Genomic DNA, 19,595 nt, shown 5'->3' with positions numbered 1-19,595 from the left:
CTGATGCCTGATAATCATACTTTTGACCCAAAAGAAAAACATTCATACTGACGACTGAAGACTGACGACCGATTTGCGGTGGCCATACCGGAGAGGCAGCACCCGTTCCCATCCCGAACACGGCAGTTAAGCTCTCCAGGGCCGATGGTACTGGGGGGTTGACCCCTGGGAGAGTAGGTCGCCGCCGCAATAATTTTAGCAGGCTATATTAACCGAATGGTTAATGTAGCCTGCTTCTATTTTTGCAACAATTCACCGGGAACAAACTTAATTGCGATGAAGGGAAATTTTATTCCACTATCGACGGTTGGCATGGCTTGATAGCATTAGGATCATCTAACCACCAGTACCGGACAGGGGGCGTGTCTGACCACGCGATTGCTGACGCTGCCCATGATGTAACCGGCCAGTTCACCCAGTCCGCGGCTGCCGATCACGATTAAGTCGAAATTTTCTTCGCGTGCTTTGCGGCAAATTTCATCGGCTGCGTGTCCAATGACCGTCTGGCATTCGATTGTTATTGGAAATCCGGCCAGTTGTTCTTTGGTGGCCTGCATTACCTCGGTGGCATATTTCTCGGCCTCGTGAAGAATGATCTGATGGATGTTGTCGACCGAACGCATATAATATGAGGGTGGCTGGGGCAGAACATGGAATAGGGTAATTTTACCATCCATTTTTTCTGCTATTTTTGCGGCATGGTGAGCTGCTTTGAACGACTTGTCCGAACCGTCAACAGGTACAAGGATTTTCCTGTACATTTTGGGGTCACCTCCTGATACTTATTCTACCAGTACTTTTACCAAAACTAAAGCACGGAATTTAATAAAAGTGAAAAAAATAACTATCCTCGATTTTCGCTGTAATAAGAAATTTCAAATACTTATGGTAATTAACAGCAGGATAATAGAGGCAGTCTGTCAAATAAACATGAGTGAATAGTAATTCATTAATAAGGATGTGGGTGGATATGGAGTTCCAGACCATTAACTATGAAGTAAGGGATAGTAAGGTTGCTGTTTTAACCTTCAACCGCCCGGAGAGCTTTAATGCCTTTAACAAACAGCTGGTGCTGGAATGTTGTCAGGCTGTGCACATGGCGGCCCGGGATGAGCAGGTGCGGGTTCTGGTAATGACCGGTGCAGGCAGGGCTTTTTCAGCAGGTGGTGATCTGGCCTGGCTCAGGGCTGCGGATGACAATATTAAAAAGAGGGAAATACTGGATCTGGCCAATGAAATGGCTATAACTTTAGCGGGATTTGAAAAAATTATTATTGCTGCAGTCAATGGTGTAGCTGCCGGGGCGGGTACGGCGGTTGTGCTGGCCTGTGATATGGCCGTTGCTTCCACGCAGGCCCGGTTTGCGCCCAACTTTGTGCATATTGCGGCCGTGCCGGATACGGCTGCCTCCTGGTACTTACCGCGCAAATTGGGTTACCATAAGGCTGCCGAATTGATGCTTACCGGCTCTCTGCTGGACGCCCGGCAGGCGTACGAATTGGGCTTATTCAACCATCTGGTGGAGCCGGAGCAACTGATGCCGTATACTTTAGAACTGGCCAGTAAACTGGCCGCCGGTCCGCAGCGGGCACTGCGGTATATCAAGAAGATGCTGAAAATGAGCCTTTCTAATGATCTGCCGGCTCAGGTAGAGGTGGAAGCGTCTCTGCAGCTGATGGCCTGGTCGGATAGTGACTTTATGGAAGGAGTGTCTGCCTTTATCCAGAAAAGACCCCCTGCTTTTAAATGATTAAGCTGCAATTATGTCTAAGAAATAGAAAACAGGGCTGCTGTCAGCAAAAACTGCCTCAGAGCAACAGCAGCCCTGATAATTAGAAAAATTGCCAGTCTGCCTGCTATTGACTTGGCTCAGGCTCAGTGATAAAATTACTCACGGTAATAGTTGATGCATTCCTCGATAGCTCAACGGTAGAGCAACCGGCTGTTAACCGGTAGGTTGCAGGTTCGAATCCTGCTCGGGGAGCCATTTACCCCTTCTGCTGACAGGCGGAAGGGGTTGTTTTTTGTTCGTGTGTTGGTGCAAAAAAATGAAGAATGGTGGTTGCGGGAGCGTAGTAGTGAATAAAATTGCTCTAAACTGCCATAATGATAATTAATAAGGGTTGCAACGTAGGTCAATCATAGTCAAAATATAGTCAATAATAGTCAATATCAGATGGGTGTGGATGGTGGTGAAAGAAATTATATGTCCAATATCAGCAATTTAATTGAGAAGTACTTGCGTGAGTTGCTGGAGCGGAGCAGGCAAAATCAGATTGAAATCCAGCGCAGTGAACTGGCGGAAAAGTTTCGCTGTGTTCCTTCGCAGATCAATTATGTGCTGACCACCCGCTTTACCCTGGAGCGAGGTTATGTAGTGGAAAGCCGGCGCGGGGGTGGTGGGTATGTACGCATTATTCGTTTACCGCTGGAGAGGCAGAACAATTTGCTGTTCAAGCTGCAGCGCATGATCGGCCAGGAAATATCGCAGCAAAGCGCCGAGCACCTGATTAGCCGCCTGGAGGAAGAAAATTTAATCACCCGGCGGGAGGCCGCTTTGATGCGGGCGGTCTGTCAGCGGGAGGTGCTGAGTATGGCGCTGCCCGGGCGGGATATTATTCGGGCCAATCTGATCAAAGCCATGCTGATAGCCCTGCTGCAAAACCAGCAAAGAGAGCACCAGCGGGGGCAAGCCGCTGGCGATCGGCCTGCCGGTCAGGGAGGAAGCCAAAGAGAAGATCAATCCGGGAAGCAGGAAGAGTAGTCCGGAGAAGCCGTGGGCCGTATTCTGTTTAAACGGTGTCGAGGAAAGGAGTTGGATAATTTATGGAGTGTGAACGCTGCAAACAGAGACCGGCTACGATACACTTTACGGAAATTATCAATGGCAACAAGCGGACGCTGCGCCTCTGCGAGGTCTGTGCCCGGGAGGTTCAGGCCGGCAGTTTCGGTTTTCTGCCGCAGATGAATTTGCACAATTTGCTGGCCAGCATGTTCCATCCGCATCTTACGGCGCAGAGCCAGCAACCGGCAGTAAACCAGGGACTGCAGTGTCACCGCTGTGGACTGAGCGAGATGCAATTTGCCCGGCAGGGATTGCTGGGCTGCAGCGAGTGTTACCGGACCTTTGCCCGCCGGTTGGAGGATGTATTTCGCCGGTTGCACGGCAATACTGGACATATTGGTAAAGTTCCCGAAAGGACGGGGGGAAAGGTGCGTTTGCTCAAGGAGATTGAGCGTTTGAAAAAGCAGCTGAAAGAGGCAGTGGAGAGGGAAGAGTTCGAAAGGGCTGCTGCTCTGCGGGATATGATCAGGGACAAAGAACGGGAACTGGCCTAAAGGGGGATGCGACCTTGAGTATTCGTACAGCGGTAACCAATCCTTTCAGCAAGTGGATGGACGGCAGTGGTCCGGACAGTGATGTGGTGGTCAGCAGTCGGGTGCGGGTGGCACGCAATCTGGCTGCTCTGCCATTCCCGCATCTGATGTCCGCTGGTGATGCAGAGCAGGTGCTGCAGGCAGTGGCCCATTCCGTGGGGCACCAGGAAGTAAGGCGTTGCCTGGGACAGGTGGAATTGGTGCGCCTGGGGGAATTGACAGCGGCGGAAAGACAGATACTAGTCGAAAAACATTTGATTAGTCCGGATTTGCTGAATAAGCCGGAGTTTAAAGCTGTAGTTCTGGATGCGGCAGAAGTGGTCAGTATTATGGTTAACGAGGAGGATCACCTGCGTCTGCAGTGTCTGCTGCCCGGATTACAACTCAGCGAAGCCTGGCAAATTATCAACCGAACCGATGATGCTCTGGAAAAAACATTGGAGTATGCCTTTGATGAAAAGCTGGGCTACCTGACAGCCTGTCCGACCAATGTGGGCACGGGAATGCGCGCTTCGGTGATGCTGCATTTGCCCGGATTGGTGATGGTTAACCAGATCAAGGGTGTCCTGGCCAGTATTGGTAAACTGGGGCTTACCGTACGCGGTCTCTACGGGGAAGGCACCGAGGCAGCTGGCAATATGTTCCAGATTTCCAACCAGGTGACTCTGGGTCTGACCGAGGAAGATATTATCGCCAACTTGCTCAGTATTACCGGGCAGATTATTGCCAGCGAGCGGGCGGCCCGGCAGGCTTTGCTCAAAGAGATGCGTGAGCAACTGGAAGACCGGATTTGCCGGGCCTATGGCCTGCTGCGCCATGCCCGGATTATGTCCTCGGAAGAAGCTATGCGCCTATTATCCGAGCTGCGTCTGGGTATCAGCCTGCAGATTGTTGATTACATCCCTCTCTCGCTGGTTACCGGGCTGATGGTGCAGACCAGGCCGGCATTTTTGCTCAAGCTGGCCGGGAGGGAGTTGACCACACTGGAGCGGGATGTGTTCCGAGCGCAATTGATCCGGGAACGCCTTAAACCACAGGCGTAGCAGACGGTATTATCCATGGTAATTTTGATGGCTGTAAAGGCTGTCGCGAGGAGGGTTTTCCATGTACAGCAAGTTTACACAGCGAGCTCAAAAAGTACTGCATTTGGCCCAGGAGGAAGCGGTACGCCTGGGTTCTCCGTTTGTAGGCACCGAGCATATACTGCTGGGTTTGCTTAGAGAGGGTGAAGGTGTGGCTGCCCGGGCCCTGCAGGCCCTGCAAGTCGATGTGGATAAGGTCCGCCAGCAGGTGGAACAGATGGTTGACAAAGGGCAGCCCGTGCCGGTGGAGCAGGTGATGATCACGCCGCGGGGCAAGCGGGTTCTGGAACTGGCGGTGGAAGAATCGCGTCGTTTGGGGCACAACTATGTGGGAACCGAGCATTTGCTGCTGGGCCTGATCCGGGAAGGGGAGGGCGTGGCCGCCCAGGTCCTGGCCAGTATGGGAATTGGTCCGGAAAAGCTGTGGCAGGTGTTGGGGCAAATGCTGGGTGGCGTATCTCCTCAGGGTGGAGGAAATGCACCGCAGGGGCACACCTGTCCCCACCAGGTAAGTGCCAAGAACGGTTTGCTGGAACAGTTCAGTCGGGACTTGACTCAACTGGCCAGACAGGAACGGTTGGATCCAGTTGTGGGCAGAGAGAAAGAGATTGAACGAGTCATCCAGATTTTGAGCCGCCGGACCAAAAACAACCCGGTGCTGATTGGTGAGCCCGGAGTGGGTAAAACAGCCATAGCCGAGGGATTGGCGCAGCGCATTGTGACGGGCAATGTGCCCGAGATTTTGCTGGAAAAACGGGTGGTAACCCTGGATATGGCTTCCATGGTGGCGGGAACCAAATACCGGGGCGAGTTTGAAGAGCGGCTGAAACGGGTTATTGCCGAGATCATTCAGGCCGGAAATATTATTGTCTTTATCGATGAATTGCACACCATCATCGGGGCGGGGGCCGCCGAAGGGGCTATGGATGCGGCCAACATTTTGAAGCCGGCGCTGGCCCGCGGTGAACTGCAGTGTATTGGGGCCACCACGCTGGATGAGTACCGCAAGCATATTGAAAAGGATCCGGCACTGGAGCGGCGCTTCCAGCCCATCATGGTGGAAGAGCCCGGTGTGGAAGAAACCATAGCCATTTTAAAGGGTCTGCGGGATAAATACGAGGCGCACCATCGTGTGCGTATCACTGATGAGGCGCTGGAGGCGGCGGCGCGTCTGGCCGACCGTTATATCACCGACCGTTTCATGCCCGACAAGGCTATCGATCTGATGGATGAAGCGGCTTCCCGGGTGCGTTTGCAGGCTTTTACGGCGCCGCCCGATGTGAAGGACCTGGAAAAAAAGCTGGAGGAAGTGCGTAAGGAAAAAGAGTCTGCCGTAAACAGCCAGGAATTTGAAAAAGCGGCGCAGTTGCGCGATACGGAGCAGCAGCTCAAGAAAGAGCTGGAGAGTATCCGGGAGAACTGGCGGCAGCGGCAGAGCGGTGTGGAACTGACGGTGAGCGGCGAGGATATAGCGCAGATTGCCAGTTCCTGGACAGGCATACCGGTGCGCAAACTGGCGGAGGAAGAATCAGAACGCCTGTTGCGGTTGGAAGAGGTGCTGCATCAGCGCGTGGTAGGACAAGAGGAGGCCGTCAAGGCGGTGGCCCGGGCCGTACGGCGGGCCAGAGCCGGTCTAAAAGACCCCAAAAGGCCGGTAGGTTCCTTTATCTTTCTGGGTCCTACCGGAGTGGGTAAAACCGAACTGGCCCGGGCCCTGGCCGAAGCCCTTTTCAATGACCAAGAGGCCATGGTGCGCCTGGATATGAGTGAGTATATGGAAAAACATGCTGTCTCCCGCCTGATGGGGGCGCCGCCCGGATATGTGGGCTATGATGAGGGTGGTCAGCTCACCGAAGCTGTGCGTCGCCGGCCCTATTCAGTAGTGCTGTTGGACGAGATTGAAAAAGCACATCCCGATGTCTTCAATGTCTTGTTGCAGGTTCTGGAGGATGGTCGGTTGACCGATTCCAGGGGGCGCACGGTAGATTTCCGCAATACGGTAATCATTATGACCTCCAATGTGGGCATGCAGACTATTCGCCGGGAAAGCCGGTTGGGCTTCAAGGCGGCGGGTCAGGAGCAGGAGCAGAATTACGAGGCTATGAAAGACAAGGTGACCGAGGAACTGCGCCGCACCTTCCGGCCAGAGTTTTTGAATCGCATTGATGAGGTCATTGTTTTCCATGCTCTGACCAGGGAGCATATCAAGCAAATTGTCAGGCTGATGCTGGAAGATGTGCGCCGGCGGATGACTGAACACAACCTCGAGCTGGATTTTGCGGAAAGTTTGTATGAACTGCTGGTGGAACAGGGTTATGATGAAAACTTCGGGGCCAGGCCGCTGCGCCGCGCCATCCAGCGTCTGGTTGAGGATCGGCTTTCAGAAGAACTGCTCAAAGGTACCTTCCGGTCAGGAGACCGGGTGCGCCTGGCGGCCGGGGATGGTAGTGTTGTGGTAGACAGGGTGGAAAAACAGGGTTAGTGACAAGAAAAGTGTGCGCCCGTCCGGGCGGGCACTTTTCTTTATGGTAAAAATTTGTTATAATGTTATGGCTTATTAGAGCGGTTTTACTCCCCTGGGATAGAATGGGGTATATATATGGCTACCAGAACCAGATATCTCTGCCAGCAGTGCGGTTATGTGAGCGCGCGCTGGCTGGGACGCTGTCCGGCCTGCAACAACTGGAACTCCCTGGTGGAAGAGATTGTGCCCGGTGCCGGCGAAAAGAAGCGAACCGGCTCATCGTCCCCGGTGGAGGTGTTTTTGCTCTCCCAGGTGCCGCGGAGGGCGGAGGAACGCTGGTCAACCGGGATGGGAGAACTGGATCGGGTACTGGGGGGAGGTATAGTTCCCGGCAGCCTGGTGTTGTTAGGAGGAGATCCAGGCATTGGCAAGTCTACCCTGCTTTTGCAGGTGGCCGGGCGGCTGGCCGGTAGCGATTTGCCGGTTCTTTACGCTTCAGGCGAGGAGTCGGCCAGCCAGGTGGCCATGCGGGCCAGCCGTCTGGGTATTGATGGCAGGATATACCTGCTGGCCCAGAATGATCTGGACAATATTCTGCATCAGGTGCGGCTGCTCAGCCCGGCCGTGCTGGTTGTGGATTCCATCCAGGCTGTATACCGTCCGGCCCTGGAGTCGGCGCCGGGCAGTGTGGGGCAGGTGCGCGAGTGTGCTGGGCAGCTAATGCATCTGGCCAAACAGGAGCAGGTGGCGGTATTTCTGGTGGGTCACGTGACCAAGGAAGGGGCTCTGGCCGGGCCGCGGGTGCTGGAGCATATGGTGGACACGGTGCTTTATTTTGAAGGTGAAAGACATCAGACTTACCGTGTGCTGCGCAGCGTGAAAAACCGTTTTGGTTCGACCAATGAGATTGGTATCTTCCAGATGCACCAGCAGGGTCTGGTGGAAGTGGACAACCCGTCGGCGCTTTTTTTGATGGACCATCCGCAGGGGAGTGTGCCCGGCGCGGTGGTTACAGCCACAATGGAAGGTACCCGGCCGCTGCTGGTGGAACTGCAGGCGCTGGTTTGCCAGAGCGGATATGCTACGCCCCGCCGCATGACCGCCGGTCTGGACTACAACCGGGTGGCGCTGATCATGGCTGTACTGGAAAAAAGGCTGGGATTGCAACTGGGCGGTCTGGATGCCTATGTCAATGCCGTGGGGGGAGTCCGTCTCCTGGAACCCGGGATCGATCTGGCCGTGGCCCTGGCTCTGGCCTCCAGCTACCGGGAGCGTCCGGTGAGCAGAAAACTGGTGGCGGTGGGGGAAGTGGGGTTGACCGGAGAAGTCAGACCGGTGGCCGGGATCAAGCAGCGGGTTGGGGAAGCGGTGCGGCTTGGGTTTACCCGGTTCTTGCTGCCGGCGGCCGCTGATTTGGATAGTTTGCAGGCCGAGATATCGCGGGCGCAGGTTTTTCCCGTATTTACCCTGGGTGAAGCGCTGGAAATCGCTTTTGCTGCGGGATAGGGTATAGATAGTGATAGTATGAGTATTGTTAGGGTGGTCAGTTGAGTTTATGGAAGATAAACTGCTCAAGGTATTGCGGATTGTGGCACCCGGTACCGCCCTGCGCGAGGGGCTGGAAAATATCCTGAAGGCCAAGACCGGAGCATTGATTGTGATTAACGACAGCCCGGAAGTAATGGAAATTGCTGAAGGCGGATTTGCGGTCAATGCCGAGTTCTCACCGGCCAATTTGTACGAGCTGGCCAAAATGGATGGAGCCATTATCTTGAGTTCCGATGCCCGCCGGATTATTGCCGCCAATACACAGCTCATTCCCAACCTGAGTATTCCCTCCAGTGAAACCGGAATTCGCCATCGTACGGCGGAGCGGGTGGCCAAACAGACCGATTCGCTGGTCATTTCCATTTCCCAGAGACGGGGTGTAATTACCGTTTACAAGGGTTCGCTTAAATATGTGTTGCGGGATATTGGGGTAATTCTGGCCAAAGCCAATCAGGCCATCCAGACACTGGAGAAGTATCGCTCGGTGCTGGACGATGTGCTGAAAAATTTGTCCGTGCTGGAGTTTGAGGATGCCGTAACTCTGCACGAGGTGACCAGAGCCATTCAGCGGGTGGAAATGGTGCTTCGGGTAGTCAAGGAAATAGAAAAGTACACCAGCGAGCTGGGTGTGGAAGGCCGCTTGATCACCATGCAAATGGAGGAACTGGTGGCCGATGTGCGGGAAACCGGCCTTTTGATCATAAAGGACTACTGTGTTGCCGGGAGTGAGAAAACTCCGGAGAGTGTCATGGCCATGATTGGGAGCTGGCCGGCAGAGGATTTGCTGGATCTGACCCTGATCGCCCGGGCGCTGGGCTATCCGGGCAACAGCAGTGTGCTGGACCAGAGCGTTTCGCCGCGTGGTTACAGGATTCTGGACAGGTTACCCCGTCTGCCCGTGCCGGTGATTGAAAACCTGGTGCGCGAGTTCGGCACGTTACAGCATATACTCAATGCCTCCATCAGTGAGCTGGATGCTGTGGAGGGTATTGGAGAAGTGCGGGCCCGATCCATTAAGGAAGGATTGAGCAAGTGTCGGGAATTGCTCAAACAGGAGCGGCTGGTCTAAAGGACCAGCCGCTTGTTTTTTGGCAGGTGGCTGGGCATGGTCAGGCCAGCTTGTAATGTCCCAGCAACTTCATCTGTTTATATTCCTTCAGCAAGATGTCGTAAAGATTCAAATCCAGGTGGTTGCAGATGGCGGCCAGGTAGAACAGCATCTGGCCGAGGCAGGTTTCGATATTTTCCCGGCAGTTTTCACAGAGCTGGCCGTTGATGTGGGTGTCTAGCAGGCTCTTCAGTTCGCTGTAAGGAATTTCGGGAGGTAAATCCTGCTTGCAGGCGGTAATTTTGATGCATCCGCACGTAGTGGCAGCCCGGGTCAAGTGGCGGGTCAGACGGGCACTTATTTCCTGCAGGCGGCCCAGTAAATCCAGAATGCTGCGACTGACTACCAGCAGCTCGGAAACCGTAATTTGAAATTCATCGCAAATAATATCTTTCAGCAACGGTTTCACAGCCTTTCCCTGGATTTGTTTGTAATTTCTATCTTTGTAAATTATAAGGCTAACAGGCTTGTCCTGTCAAACAGCCGCTGGTTTTAAAAAGATGTTGACACCTTGTTAATGGTATGCTAAAATTACCTTTTATTTTGACAATTGATGAGGTTTGTGTTATAATAGCCATGTGCTGAGCTTGTCTGGAAGGGGGCCGGTGATGTATAAGGTTGGCGATCGCATAGTTTATCCCATGCATGGAGCTGGTGTGATTGAGTCCATTGAAGAGCAGGAAGTGCTGGGGGAAAAGAAGCAATACTACGTCCTGCGGTTGCCAGTAGGGGATATGAAGGTGATGATCCCGGTGAATAACTGCCGGCAAATAGGTATCCGGGAAGTGATTGACCGGGATGGTGTAAACAAGGTTATTAATATTTTAAACACGCGGGGCACTGGCATGTCTACCAACTGGAACCGCCGCTACCGGGCCAATCTGGAGAAGATCAAGACGGGCGATATCTTCGAAATCGCCGAGGTCGTACGCAATCTGCGGGACAGGGAAAGAGAAAAAGGGCTTTCTTCCGGTGAACGGCGCATGCTGGAGAGTGCGCGCCAGATTCTGGTCAGTGAAATAGCTCTGGCTACCGAGCTGGAGGAGGAAAAAGCCCGCTCCCTGGTTGATGGAGCCATATCCTGAACAAACGTCAGTTTTATACTGGCGTTTTTTGTTTGTATCCGCTGAGATTTGGTCATAATCGCTGCGGGTATCAGGACAGCTTTTTTTTTAAGTGTTGCAGGTTTTGCTATACTACCCATATAATAGAAATAATTTATTTGTTAATAATATTTGGTACAGAATATTTTTAGCCGGGAAAGGGGGTGAAACAGTGCTGAAGAGAATTGTCCATATTTTCCTGGTGATGGTTTTTGTTACCACCGGCGCTTCCCTGGGTTACTACTTGACCCGGCAGCAAGTTTTTGCTCTGCCGCAGCATTCGGTGGAACTGGGGCTGGGCGTCGCCGTGCTGGGAGCGCTGCTGGGTCTGCTGGTGGGTTTTTTGGTGGCTCCATGGTTGATGCGCGGTGCCGGGGCGCTGATAGCCATTATTGAGCAATATTTGCAAAAAACACCCACCCAGGATATCATTATGGGTTCTATTGGTCTTATTCTAGGTCTTATTATCGCCAATCTGCTTGGCTCTATTCTTTCCTACCTGGGGTTTATCGGCCGTGTGATCTGGATCCTGACCACGATCATGCTGGGTTATACCGGGATGGTGCTTTTTGTCAAGAAACGCGAGGATATCATCGGCTTTTTTGCCAATCTGGCCAGGTTGAACCGGGATAAACCGGTGCGGGAGACCAGGGCCAGCAACATTAAAATCCTGGATACCAGTGTGATTATTGACGGCCGCATTGCTGATCTTTGTGCCAGCGGTTTCATTGAAGGAGTGCTTTTGGTGCCGGCTTTTGTGCTGGAGGAACTGCGGCACATCGCCGATTCGGCCGATGTGTTGAAACGCAATCGCGGCCGCCGTGGTCTGGATGTGCTCAACACCATCCGCAAAGAATCCCTGGTTAAGGTGCAAATATACGAAAATGTGCGCGGGCTGGACGCAAACGCCGAAGTAGATACCAAGCTGGTTCAGCTGGCCAAGAAATTGTCGGCCAAAATCATGACCAATGACTATAATCTAAACAAGGTGGCCGAACTGCATGGTGTCACGGTTTTGAATATCAACGAATTAGCCAATGCCGTGAAGCCGGTTGTACTGCCCGGTGAGGAAATGACGGTGCAGTTGGTAAAAGAGGGTAAAGAACCGGGGCAGGGTGTTGGTTATCTGGATGACGGTACCATGATTGTGGTGGAAAATGGTAAAAGATATGTGGGCCAAACCATCAGTGTACTGGTGACCAGCGTGCTGCAGACTGCGGCCGGCCGGATGATCTTTGCCCGGCCTCGCCAGCAGCGGGAAAATGGTGCTGGCAGTGAGGTGAAGTTACTTGGTTAGGGCCTGGGCTGTGATCGCTGCTGCGGGTAGCAGTACGCGCATGGGGCCTGGTCGGGACAAACAGCTATCTCTGCTGCTTGGTCGGCCGGTGCTGGTACGCACGCTGCAGACTTTTTTGCAGCATCCCGCAATTGCGGGCTGTGTGGTGGTAGTATCTCCCGGTAAACTGGCACATTATCAAGAACTGGTTTCAGAATGGCAACTGGACCAACAAGCCGGCCGGCTGGTGCTGGCCGCCGGCGGTAGCAGCCGTGCCGCTTCAGTACAAAAAGGTCTGGCTGCCTTGCCCGGGGACTGCACCCATGTTCTGGTGCATGACGGGGCCAGGCCGCTGGTGGAGCTGTCTGATATCAGCCGGGTGTTGGAGGCGGCAGTGGAGCACGGAGCAGCAGTGCTGGCTGTGCCGGTCAAGGATACTGTTAAGCAGGTCAATGGTGATTTGATTCAATCCACTCCTCCCCGCGACCGGCTGTGGTTGGCCCAGACGCCGCAGGCGTTTGCTGTAGATGTGCTGCGGCGGGCCTATGCTGTCAGTGAAGAGGCTCTGCAGCGGGCTACCGACGACGCCTCGCTGGTGGAGGGGCTGGGGCTGGCGGTGAAGCTGGTACCGGGATCCTATCGCAATATAAAAATAACCACACCGGACGATTTGCAGATTGCCGGTGCGCTGCTTCAACAGGGAGAGATGAACATCATGCGAGTGGGTACCGGATATGATGTCCACCGCCTGGTGCCGGAGCGCCCGCTGGTGCTGGGGGGGGTGGCGGTGCCCTGGCCGATGGGTTTGCTGGGGCACAGCGATGCCGATGTGTTGCTGCATGCGATCATGGATGCGCTGCTGGGGGCAGCAGCCCTGGGTGACATCGGTCGCCATTTTCCGGATACTGACGAAAAATACCGCGGCATTTCCAGCCTGTTGCTTTTGAAAGAAGTGGGGCGGTTGGTGGATGCGGCCGGCTACCGGGTGGGTAATGTGGATGCGGTAATTGTGGCCCAGGCTCCCCGTCTGGCGCCCTATGTTGAATATATGCGCGAAAATGTAGCTGTCGCCCTGGGGATAGAGCGGGGCGCAGTAAGCATCAAGGCGACAACCACAGAAAAGCTGGGCTTCACCGGCCGGGAGGAGGGCGTCGCTGCCCAGGCCGTGGTTTTGTTATCTAGTGTCTAGGTATTAAGGACAGTCCGCCGGACTGTCCTTAATTTTGACGCATACCGGGCCGGGAGATTGAAAAGGTTGCCACTAAAATTTACAAGGTGATATAATAAGGGGCGAAAATTGTCATTGCAGGAGGAATTAGCTTTGTCAGCACCTGTAAGGGTGCGTTTTGCACCCAGCCCGACGGGACCGTTGCATATTGGTGGGGCCAGATCGGCCCTGTTTAACTGGCTTTTTGCCCGCCGCTACGGCGGCAAGTTTATTGTACGTATGGAGGATACCGATTTGGATCGCAGCTCCCGCCAGTCCGAGCAGGAGATTTTGACCTCGCTGCGCTGGTTGGGTCTGGACTGGGACGAGGGTATCGAGGTGGGCGGACCGCACGCTCCTTACCGCCAGACCGAGCGCCTGGAGATATACCGGAAGTATACCGATTTACTGCTCCGGAGCGGGCAGGCTTATTATTGTTTTTGCACGGAAGAGGAGCTGGCTGCCGAAAGGGAAGCCCAGCTGGCCCGGGGGATAACTCCGGTTTACAGCGGGCGCTGCCGGCATCTATCCGGGGAGCAAAAACAGGTGTTTTTGGCTCAGGGACGCCGCCCGGTGGTGCGTTTCGCCGTGCCGGCGGGGCGGGTGCTTACTGTGGATGATCTGGTGCGGGGAGAGGTACATTTCGAAAGTGAAGGTATTGGTGATTTTATTATAGTCAAATCTGATGGCATCCCCACATATAATTTTGCCGTAGTGGTGGATGATCATGAAATGGGTATAACCCATGTCATTCGGGCGGAAGAACATCTTTCCAATACGCCGCGGCAAATATTGATCTATGAAGCGCTGGGCTGGTCCTGTCCGCAGTTTGCTCATGTTTCGTTGATTTTAGGTCAGGATCGCAGCAAGATGAGCAAGCGACACGGCGCCACTTCCATAGAGCAGTACCGCGAAATGGGCTATCTGCCGGAGGCTCTGGTCAATTTCCTGGCTTTGCTGGGCTGGTCACCGGGTGGAGAAGAGGAGGTCCTGTCCCTGGAAGAAATCAAGACCATGTTTTCTCTGGATCGTGTGGCCAAAAATCCGGCCGTCTTTGATCTGGATAAGTTGAACTGGCTGAACGGGCACTATATCCGCCAGGCCGACCTGGACCGGTTGACCACGCTGGCTTTGCCTTATCTGGTAAAGGCGGGCTGTGCACCGGCCAACCCTACGGCTGCCGATATGCGCCGGCTCAAACGCCTTATGGTAGCGGTGCGACCTTACTTGAGCTGTTTGGCGGAGATTGAGCTGCACCTGCCGCTTTATTTTGCCGACAGCGTAGAGCCGGCGGATGAGGAGGCGCGCCAGGCTCTGACCGGTGAGCATGTACCGGGCGTGCTGGCCGGTCTGGCGGATAAGCTGGCCGGCAGGGAAGAAATTGACGAGACAGAGGCCAGGACCATCTTGAAGTCTTTGCCCGGTGAACTGAGACTGCCGGGCAAAAAAGTATATGTACCGCTGCGGGTGGCTCTGACCGGGCGCACCCATGGCCCCGAATTGCACCAGTTCATCCCCGCTCTGGGGCCGCAGCGCGCTCTGCAGCGTCTGGTCCGGGCCGGTAAGATCAAAATTTAGAAAGGCAGGGAGAGGCCATGTTCGGCAGACTGCGCCGTGATATTCAGGCGGTGATGGAGCGCGACCCGGCAGCCAAGAGTGTGCTGGAGGTACTGCTTTGTTATCCTGGTCTGCATGCCGTCTGGATGCACCGCATTGCCCATTTTTTTTACCGGCGCAGGTTTTTCCTCGTGGCCCGGTTGATTTCGCAAATCGCGCGCTTTTTAACCCACATTGAAATCCACCCCGGAGCCAAAATAGGCGAGGGTTTGTTTATTGACCACGGCAGCGGTGTGGTGATTGGTGAAACAGCCGAAATTGGCGACAATGTCACTCTTTACCAGGGAGTGACCCTGGGCGGTACGGGCAAGGAAAAAGGGAAGCGCCATCCCACCATTGGCAACAATGTGGTGATCAGTGCCGGGGCCAAAGTGCTGGGTTCGTTTACCGTGGGGGATAACTCCAAGATCGGGGCCGGTTCGGTGGTTTTAAAAAGCGTGCCGCCCAACAGCACAGTGGTGGGTGTGCCCGGTCGGGTGGTGATCCGGGATGGACAAAAAGTGGATCAGGTGGCTTCCCCCCAGATCGATCTGCGCCATGACCAGTTGCCCGACCCGGTTTCCGAAACCATGGCCTGTCTGCTGCAAAATATTGCGGCGCTGGAAAAAAGGGTGCGGCAGCTGGAGGAAACGCTGCAGCTGAATAGCGGGGCACAGCCGCTGAATACCTGCAAGGGAGGCAGTGATTTTGATTCAGATATATAATACTCTGACCCGGCGCAAAGAGGAATTTATTCCCCGGCAGCCCGGGCAGGTAGCCATGTACGTTTGCGGTCCCACCACCTACAATTATATCCATCTGGGCAACGCCCGGCCGCTGGTGTTTTTCGATACGGTGCGCCGCTACTTTCAGTACCGGGGTTACCGGGTCATCTATGTCCAGAACTTCACCGATATTGACGATAAAATCATTAAGCGGGCGCAGGAAGAGAAAATGGATGCCCTGACCCTGGCGGAAAAATATGTGCAGGAGTACTTTCAAGATGCCGATGCCTTAAATGTATGGCGGGCCGATGTGCACCCGCGGGTTTCCGCCCACCTGCCCGAGATTATCGAAATGGTGCAGCGTTTGGTGGAACTTGGTCATGCCTATGTGGTGGAAGGCGATGTGTATTTCAACATTCTCTCCTTCCCCTCCTACGGCAAGCTGTCGGGACGGCGCCTGGAAGAGATGCAGGCCGGAGCACGGGTAGAAGTGGACGAGCGTAAAAGGCACCCCATGGATTTTGCCCTCTGGAAGGCGGCCAGGCCGGGCGAGCCGGCCTGGAACAGCCCCTGGGGCCCGGGCCGGCCCGGCTGGCACATTGAGTGTTCGGCCATGTCCTTAAAGTACCTGGGTACTGGTTTTGACATTCACGGTGGCGGCAGCGACCTGATCTTTCCTCATCACGAAAATGAGGTGGCCCAGAGTGAAGCGGCCACCGGGCAACCTTTGGCCCGGTACTGGATGCACAACGGATTCATTACGGTCAACCAGGAAAAGATGTCCAAGTCACTGGGCAACTTTTTCCTGGTGCGGGAAATACTGGCCCAGTATCCTCCGGCCGTGGTGCGCTTTTTCTTGCTGGGTACCCACTACCGCAGTCCGCTGGATTTTGATGATCAGAAACTGGAGGCGGCGGGCCGGGGACTGGAAAGGGTGCGCAACTGCTACCGTCTGCTGGAAGAACGGCTGGAGCGGGCGCTGGAGCAGGGCGGGCCGGAAGATGACCGGTGGTTGGCCGAACTGGAACGGCTGCGCGGGCAGTTCACGGCAGCCATGGACGATGATTTCAATACGGCGCTGGCCATAGGGGTTTTATTCGATCTGGTCAGTGAAATCAATGCCGCCCTGCACCGGGAGGGAGAGGCTTATTCCCGCCGGGCCTGGCAGGCGGCCCGTAAGTTGCTGGAAGAATTTAATCAGGTGCTGGGTATATTTAAAACCGCTCCCGATGGGAAAATAATACTGGATAGCGGCATGCTGGCAGGGGAATTGACCGAGAAGCTGATCCTGCTGATCATCGACCTGCGCCAGCAGGCCCGGGCGAAAAAGGATTGGGCAACAGCGGATCGCATTCGCGATAATCTGAAAGCCCTGGGTATCGTTCTGGAAGATACTCCCCGGGGTGTGCGCTGGAAATGTTTGGGTTGAGCGGCCGGGTGCAGCGGCCCGAACTGCTCTCGCCCCTGGTGCTGGCCTATCTGGGCGATGCGGTCTACGAGCTGGCTGTACGCCTGTACCTGATTGGAAAGGGAGTGGGGCAGGCCGGCAGATTGCACCGGCAGGCGGTGGATTATGTGCGGGCTGACGCCCAGGCGGCGGCGTTTCAGTATCTGGAACCTTACCTGGAGCCGGCTGAACTGTCCGTGGCCCGGCGAGGGCGTAATGCCAGTAGCGGACACCCGCCCCGGGGCAGTGATGTGCTGACCTACAGGCACAGCACGGGTCTGGAATGCCTGGTGGGCTATTTGTATTTGAGCGGGCAGCGGGAAAGACTCGGGCAATTGTTGGAATTAATTTTTGCTTATCTGGAAAATAAAGCAACAGGAAATTAATTTGGAGATACAGTGCTGCAGGCTTAAAGCACCCACTGCTGATAGCGATGGTTGGGGGGATTGGGTTATGGCGGAAAAAGACAATAGCGTTATTGCCGGCCACCATCCGGTAAAGGAAGCCCTGCTGGCCGGTACCCCCCTGAACAAAATATTTTATGCGTCAGGGCAGCATGCCATTTTACATGATCTGCTTACACTGGCCCGGGAGCGGGGTGTGCCGCTGGTGGCCGTGGATAAGCAGAAACTGCAGGGTATGGTGCCCGGTGTGCGCCATCAGGGGGTGGTGGCCCTGGTGGCACCCCGGTCATATGTCGAGGTTGCCGATATTCTGGAACGGGCCGGCCAGGAGGATCCCCTGGTCTTGCTGCTCAATGAGATCAATGATCCGCACAATTTGGGCGCCATCCTGCGCACCGCCGATGCCGCCGGAGTGCACGGCGTGGTGATTCCCAAACGTCGCGCGGCACCGCTTACCCCGGCGGTGGCCCGGGCGGCTGCCGGTGCCCTGGAGCATGTTCCGGTGGCCCGGGTTGGCAATATGGTGCAAACAATCAAGGATTTGAAAAAGGCCGGTCTCTGGGTGGCGGGGGCCCATCCCGCCGGCCGCCTTTACTGGCAGGCCGACCTGTCCGGCCCGCTGGCCCTGGTGGTGGGGGGAGAAGATAAGGGGCTGGGGCGACTGGTGGAGGAGAACTGTGACTTCCTGGTAAGCATCCCCATGTTGGGACGGGTTTCATCGCTCAACGCCTCGGTGGCCACGGCGCTGTTTCTGTATGAGGTGCGCCGCCAGAGGGGAGAGGTCCGCCCATGAAGGAATACTTGCTGGTGGATGGTTACAATATTATTCATGCCTGGCCCGATTTGCAGAAGATTAAGGAGGAAAGCCTGGAACATGCCCGGGATAAACTGGTTGAGCAGATGATTAATCATGCCGCCCGCAGCGGTGAGCAGGTGATCGTGGTCTTTGATGCTCACCAGGTTAAAAACAGCACGGCCCACAGCGAGTTCATTGCCGGTGTGGAAGTATACTACACTGCGGAGGGAGAAACGGCCGATGCCGTGATTGAACGCCTGGCCGGCGAACTCAAGGAGCGGGGGCGGGTGCATGTGGCTACATCGGATGCAGCCGAGCAGACCATCATTCTGGGGCGGGGAGCGTACCGCATGACGCCGGGTGAGTTAAAAAGCCGTCTGCAGTCGGTAGAACAGGACGCCCGGCGTTTTTACCAGACCGATTTACCGGCGGAAAGGTATCTGGAAAATCGCCTGGTGGACAATATTCGCCAGCGCCTGGAGTGGATGCGGCGGGGTAAGTAACGTAAAGCGCATTTTTCCTTGACTGCCCTCAAAAAGATAGGCTATAATATCCTTGTCCAAGGCACTAAATTGAAGGGGTGAAGCGGCCTTTTGTCCCGTTGTTGACCATAGAGAGAAATAACGGCAAAAGGCTTTTTGTTTTTTCCGTATTTTATTCTTAATATACTGTATATTCGATTGATTAATGAGAAAAGCGGGGGGGATACTGTGAGCCTGCAAGCCCAGAAGGAGGTTGCCGGGGAATTTCATCTGATGGTGGATGAAGATGTTGTGGAATTTGCCCGGGAAGGCGATATTGAGGCCCTGGAATACTTGATCAACAAGTATAAGAACTTTGTCCGTGCCAAAGCCCGCTCCTATTTCTTAATCGGTGCCGATCGGGAGGATATCATTCAGGAAGGCATGATTGGCCTTTACAAGGCCATTCGCGATTTTAGAACGGACAAGCTGTCTTCCTTCCGCGCTTTTGCCGAACTCTGCATCACCAGACAGATCATCACAGCCATCAAGACGGCCACGCGGCAAAAGCACATCCCGTTAAATTCCTATGTTTCCCTCAACAAACCCATATATGATGAAGATTCCGACCGCACCCTTCTGGACGTCATCTCCGGTACCAAAATCACCGATCCGGAAGAACTGATCATCAGCCGGGAAGAGTTTTACGATATCGAAGAAAAAATGGGTGAAATCTTGAGTTCACTGGAGTGGCAGGTGCTCATGTCCTATCTGGAAGGCAAGTCCTATCAGGAAATTGCCGAGGATCTCAAAAGGCATGTCAAGTCCATCGACAACGCCCTGCAAAGAGTGAAGCGCAAACTGGAGCGTTACCTGGAAAAAAGAGAAGCTTAGCTGTTTTTATAGCTGTCTGTTAGTAAGGATCTGACAGGCAGTTATTTTTTTCTTTATTTTAACCTGCGATTAACCGGGGTTTACATGCCGGTAAAAATACTCCCCT

At 54.6% G+C, this 19,595-nt stretch carries 19 protein-coding genes, 1 tRNA gene and 1 rRNA gene; 19 read left to right on the top strand and 2 right to left on the bottom strand.

All coding sequences use genetic code 11. The features are described from left to right. Positions 1–74 precede the first annotated feature (74 nt). Positions 75–190, top strand: a 5S ribosomal RNA gene (gene rrf / locus ACUVTU_RS04490). 142 nt (positions 191–332) lie between these two features. Here rrf and ACUVTU_RS04485 read toward each other — a convergent pair. Further along, entirely contained in the window at positions 333–761 is a 429-nt protein-coding gene (locus ACUVTU_RS04485) for a universal stress protein (protein WP_445888758.1), read from the bottom strand. A 209-nt stretch (positions 762–970) separates the two neighbouring features. Here ACUVTU_RS04485 and ACUVTU_RS04480 point away from each other — a divergent pair, with 209 nt between their 5' ends. The 8 genes from ACUVTU_RS04480 (at position 971) to disA (ending at position 9,541) form a co-directional block, all read left to right on the top strand. Then, positions 971–1,750 carry an enoyl-CoA hydratase/isomerase family protein gene (locus ACUVTU_RS04480; protein ID WP_445888757.1) on the top strand — a complete coding sequence of 260 codons (780 nt, stop codon included), beginning with the start codon at positions 971–973 and terminating at the stop codon, positions 1,748–1,750. A 162-nt stretch (positions 1,751–1,912) separates the two neighbouring features. After that, positions 1,913–1,987, top strand: a tRNA-Asn gene (locus ACUVTU_RS04475). A gap of 219 nt (positions 1,988–2,206) precedes the next feature. Then, positions 2,207–2,764, top strand: a complete 558-nt coding sequence (locus ACUVTU_RS04470; RefSeq protein ID WP_445888756.1) for a CtsR family transcriptional regulator — start codon at positions 2,207–2,209, stop codon at positions 2,762–2,764. Between the two features lie 62 nt (positions 2,765–2,826). Continuing rightward, a complete protein-coding gene (locus ACUVTU_RS04465; RefSeq protein WP_445888755.1) occupies positions 2,827–3,339 on the top strand; it encodes a UvrB/UvrC motif-containing protein in 513 nt (170 codons plus the stop codon). Between the two features lie 14 nt (positions 3,340–3,353). Beyond that, a complete protein-coding gene (locus ACUVTU_RS04460; protein ID WP_445888754.1) occupies positions 3,354–4,421 on the top strand; it encodes a protein arginine kinase in 1,068 nt (355 codons plus the stop codon). Between the two features lie 61 nt (positions 4,422–4,482). Then, positions 4,483–6,942: an ATP-dependent Clp protease ATP-binding subunit gene (locus ACUVTU_RS04455; protein WP_445888753.1), complete on the top strand. Its 2,460-nt coding sequence runs from the start codon at positions 4,483–4,485 to the stop codon at positions 6,940–6,942. A 117-nt stretch (positions 6,943–7,059) separates the two neighbouring features. Beyond that, the gene (gene radA / locus ACUVTU_RS04450) at positions 7,060–8,430 is read left to right on the top strand and encodes a DNA repair protein RadA (protein WP_445888752.1); all 1,371 of its coding nucleotides are present in this window, start codon (positions 7,060–7,062) and stop codon (positions 8,428–8,430) included. Positions 8,431–8,479: 49 nt separating this feature from the next. Continuing rightward, a complete protein-coding gene (disA, locus tag ACUVTU_RS04445; RefSeq protein ID WP_445888751.1) occupies positions 8,480–9,541 on the top strand; it encodes a DNA integrity scanning diadenylate cyclase DisA in 1,062 nt (353 codons plus the stop codon). A gap of 40 nt (positions 9,542–9,581) precedes the next feature. On the opposite strand, the gene ACUVTU_RS04440 is transcribed toward disA, so the two are convergent. Then, a complete protein-coding gene (locus ACUVTU_RS04440; RefSeq protein WP_445888761.1) occupies positions 9,582–9,980 on the bottom strand; it encodes a DUF1573 domain-containing protein in 399 nt (132 codons plus the stop codon). A gap of 208 nt (positions 9,981–10,188) precedes the next feature. Here ACUVTU_RS04440 and ACUVTU_RS04435 point away from each other — a divergent pair, with 208 nt between their 5' ends. The 10 genes from ACUVTU_RS04435 to sigH all read left to right on the top strand — a co-directional run bounded on the left by ACUVTU_RS04435 (position 10,189) and on the right by sigH (position 19,489). Next, a complete protein-coding gene (locus ACUVTU_RS04435) occupies positions 10,189–10,665 on the top strand; it encodes a CarD family transcriptional regulator (protein ID WP_445888750.1) in 477 nt (158 codons plus the stop codon). 190 nt (positions 10,666–10,855) lie between these two features. After that, a complete protein-coding gene (locus tag ACUVTU_RS04430) occupies positions 10,856–11,980 on the top strand; it encodes a PIN/TRAM domain-containing protein (RefSeq protein ID WP_445888749.1) in 1,125 nt (374 codons plus the stop codon). Next, positions 11,973–13,148, top strand: coding sequence for a 2-C-methyl-D-erythritol 4-phosphate cytidylyltransferase (gene ispD / locus ACUVTU_RS04425; protein WP_445888748.1), 1,176 nt, complete (start codon positions 11,973–11,975; stop codon positions 13,146–13,148). Before ACUVTU_RS04430 ends, ispD begins: the two co-directional genes overlap by 8 nt. Before the next feature lie 132 nt (positions 13,149–13,280). Next, the gene (gene gltX, locus ACUVTU_RS04420) at positions 13,281–14,744 is read left to right on the top strand and encodes a glutamate--tRNA ligase (protein WP_445888747.1); all 1,464 of its coding nucleotides are present in this window, start codon (positions 13,281–13,283) and stop codon (positions 14,742–14,744) included. Between the two features lie 17 nt (positions 14,745–14,761). After that, positions 14,762–15,487: a serine O-acetyltransferase gene (gene cysE / locus ACUVTU_RS04415; RefSeq protein ID WP_445888746.1), complete on the top strand. Its 726-nt coding sequence runs from the start codon at positions 14,762–14,764 to the stop codon at positions 15,485–15,487. Continuing rightward, the gene (gene cysS / locus ACUVTU_RS04410) at positions 15,474–16,916 is read left to right on the top strand and encodes a cysteine--tRNA ligase (RefSeq protein ID WP_445888760.1); all 1,443 of its coding nucleotides are present in this window, start codon (positions 15,474–15,476) and stop codon (positions 16,914–16,916) included. The genes cysE and cysS overlap by 14 nt, the downstream gene beginning before the upstream one ends. Continuing rightward, positions 16,904–17,320, top strand: coding sequence for a Mini-ribonuclease 3 (locus ACUVTU_RS04405; RefSeq protein ID WP_445888745.1), 417 nt, complete (start codon positions 16,904–16,906; stop codon positions 17,318–17,320). Before cysS ends, ACUVTU_RS04405 begins: the two co-directional genes overlap by 13 nt. A gap of 67 nt (positions 17,321–17,387) precedes the next feature. Further along, positions 17,388–18,131 (top strand): 23S rRNA (guanosine(2251)-2'-O)-methyltransferase RlmB, encoded by a 744-nt coding sequence (rlmB, locus tag ACUVTU_RS04400; RefSeq protein WP_445888744.1) that lies wholly within the window; start codon positions 17,388–17,390, stop codon positions 18,129–18,131. Continuing rightward, positions 18,128–18,637: an NYN domain-containing protein gene (locus ACUVTU_RS04395; RefSeq protein ID WP_445888743.1), complete on the top strand. Its 510-nt coding sequence runs from the start codon at positions 18,128–18,130 to the stop codon at positions 18,635–18,637. Before rlmB ends, ACUVTU_RS04395 begins: the two co-directional genes overlap by 4 nt. Before the next feature lie 207 nt (positions 18,638–18,844). After that, entirely contained in the window at positions 18,845–19,489 is a 645-nt protein-coding gene (gene sigH / locus ACUVTU_RS04390) for an RNA polymerase sporulation sigma factor SigH (protein WP_018087027.1), read from the top strand. Positions 19,490–19,595 lie beyond the last annotated feature (106 nt).

Source organism: Desulfurispora sp. (assembly GCF_052744395.1).
The sequence above is the reverse complement of the archived record's forward strand: the minus strand, read 5'-3'. Positions and strand labels throughout refer to the sequence as shown.

Coding starts and splice junctions, on each gene's coding strand:
- ACUVTU_RS04480 (WP_445888757.1), top strand. CDS start 971: ATGGAGTTCCAGACCATTAACTATGAAGTAAGGGATAGTAAGGTTGCT.
- radA (WP_445888752.1), top strand. CDS start 7,060: ATGGCTACCAGAACCAGATATCTCTGCCAGCAGTGCGGTTATGTGAGC.
- rlmB (WP_445888744.1), top strand. CDS start 17,388: ATGGCGGAAAAAGACAATAGCGTTATTGCCGGCCACCATCCGGTAAAG.
- ACUVTU_RS04470 (WP_445888756.1), top strand. CDS start 2,207: ATGTCCAATATCAGCAATTTAATTGAGAAGTACTTGCGTGAGTTGCTG.
- disA (WP_445888751.1), top strand. CDS start 8,480: ATGGAAGATAAACTGCTCAAGGTATTGCGGATTGTGGCACCCGGTACC.
- ACUVTU_RS04435 (WP_445888750.1), top strand. CDS start 10,189: ATGTATAAGGTTGGCGATCGCATAGTTTATCCCATGCATGGAGCTGGT.
- ACUVTU_RS04455 (WP_445888753.1), top strand. CDS start 4,483: ATGTACAGCAAGTTTACACAGCGAGCTCAAAAAGTACTGCATTTGGCC.
- ACUVTU_RS04485 (WP_445888758.1), bottom strand. CDS start 761: ATGTACAGGAAAATCCTTGTACCTGTTGACGGTTCGGACAAGTCGTTC.
- ACUVTU_RS04395 (WP_445888743.1), top strand. CDS start 18,128: ATGAAGGAATACTTGCTGGTGGATGGTTACAATATTATTCATGCCTGG.
- cysE (WP_445888746.1), top strand. CDS start 14,762: ATGTTCGGCAGACTGCGCCGTGATATTCAGGCGGTGATGGAGCGCGAC.
- ACUVTU_RS04465 (WP_445888755.1), top strand. CDS start 2,827: ATGGAGTGTGAACGCTGCAAACAGAGACCGGCTACGATACACTTTACG.
- ACUVTU_RS04405 (WP_445888745.1), top strand. CDS start 16,904: ATGTTTGGGTTGAGCGGCCGGGTGCAGCGGCCCGAACTGCTCTCGCCC.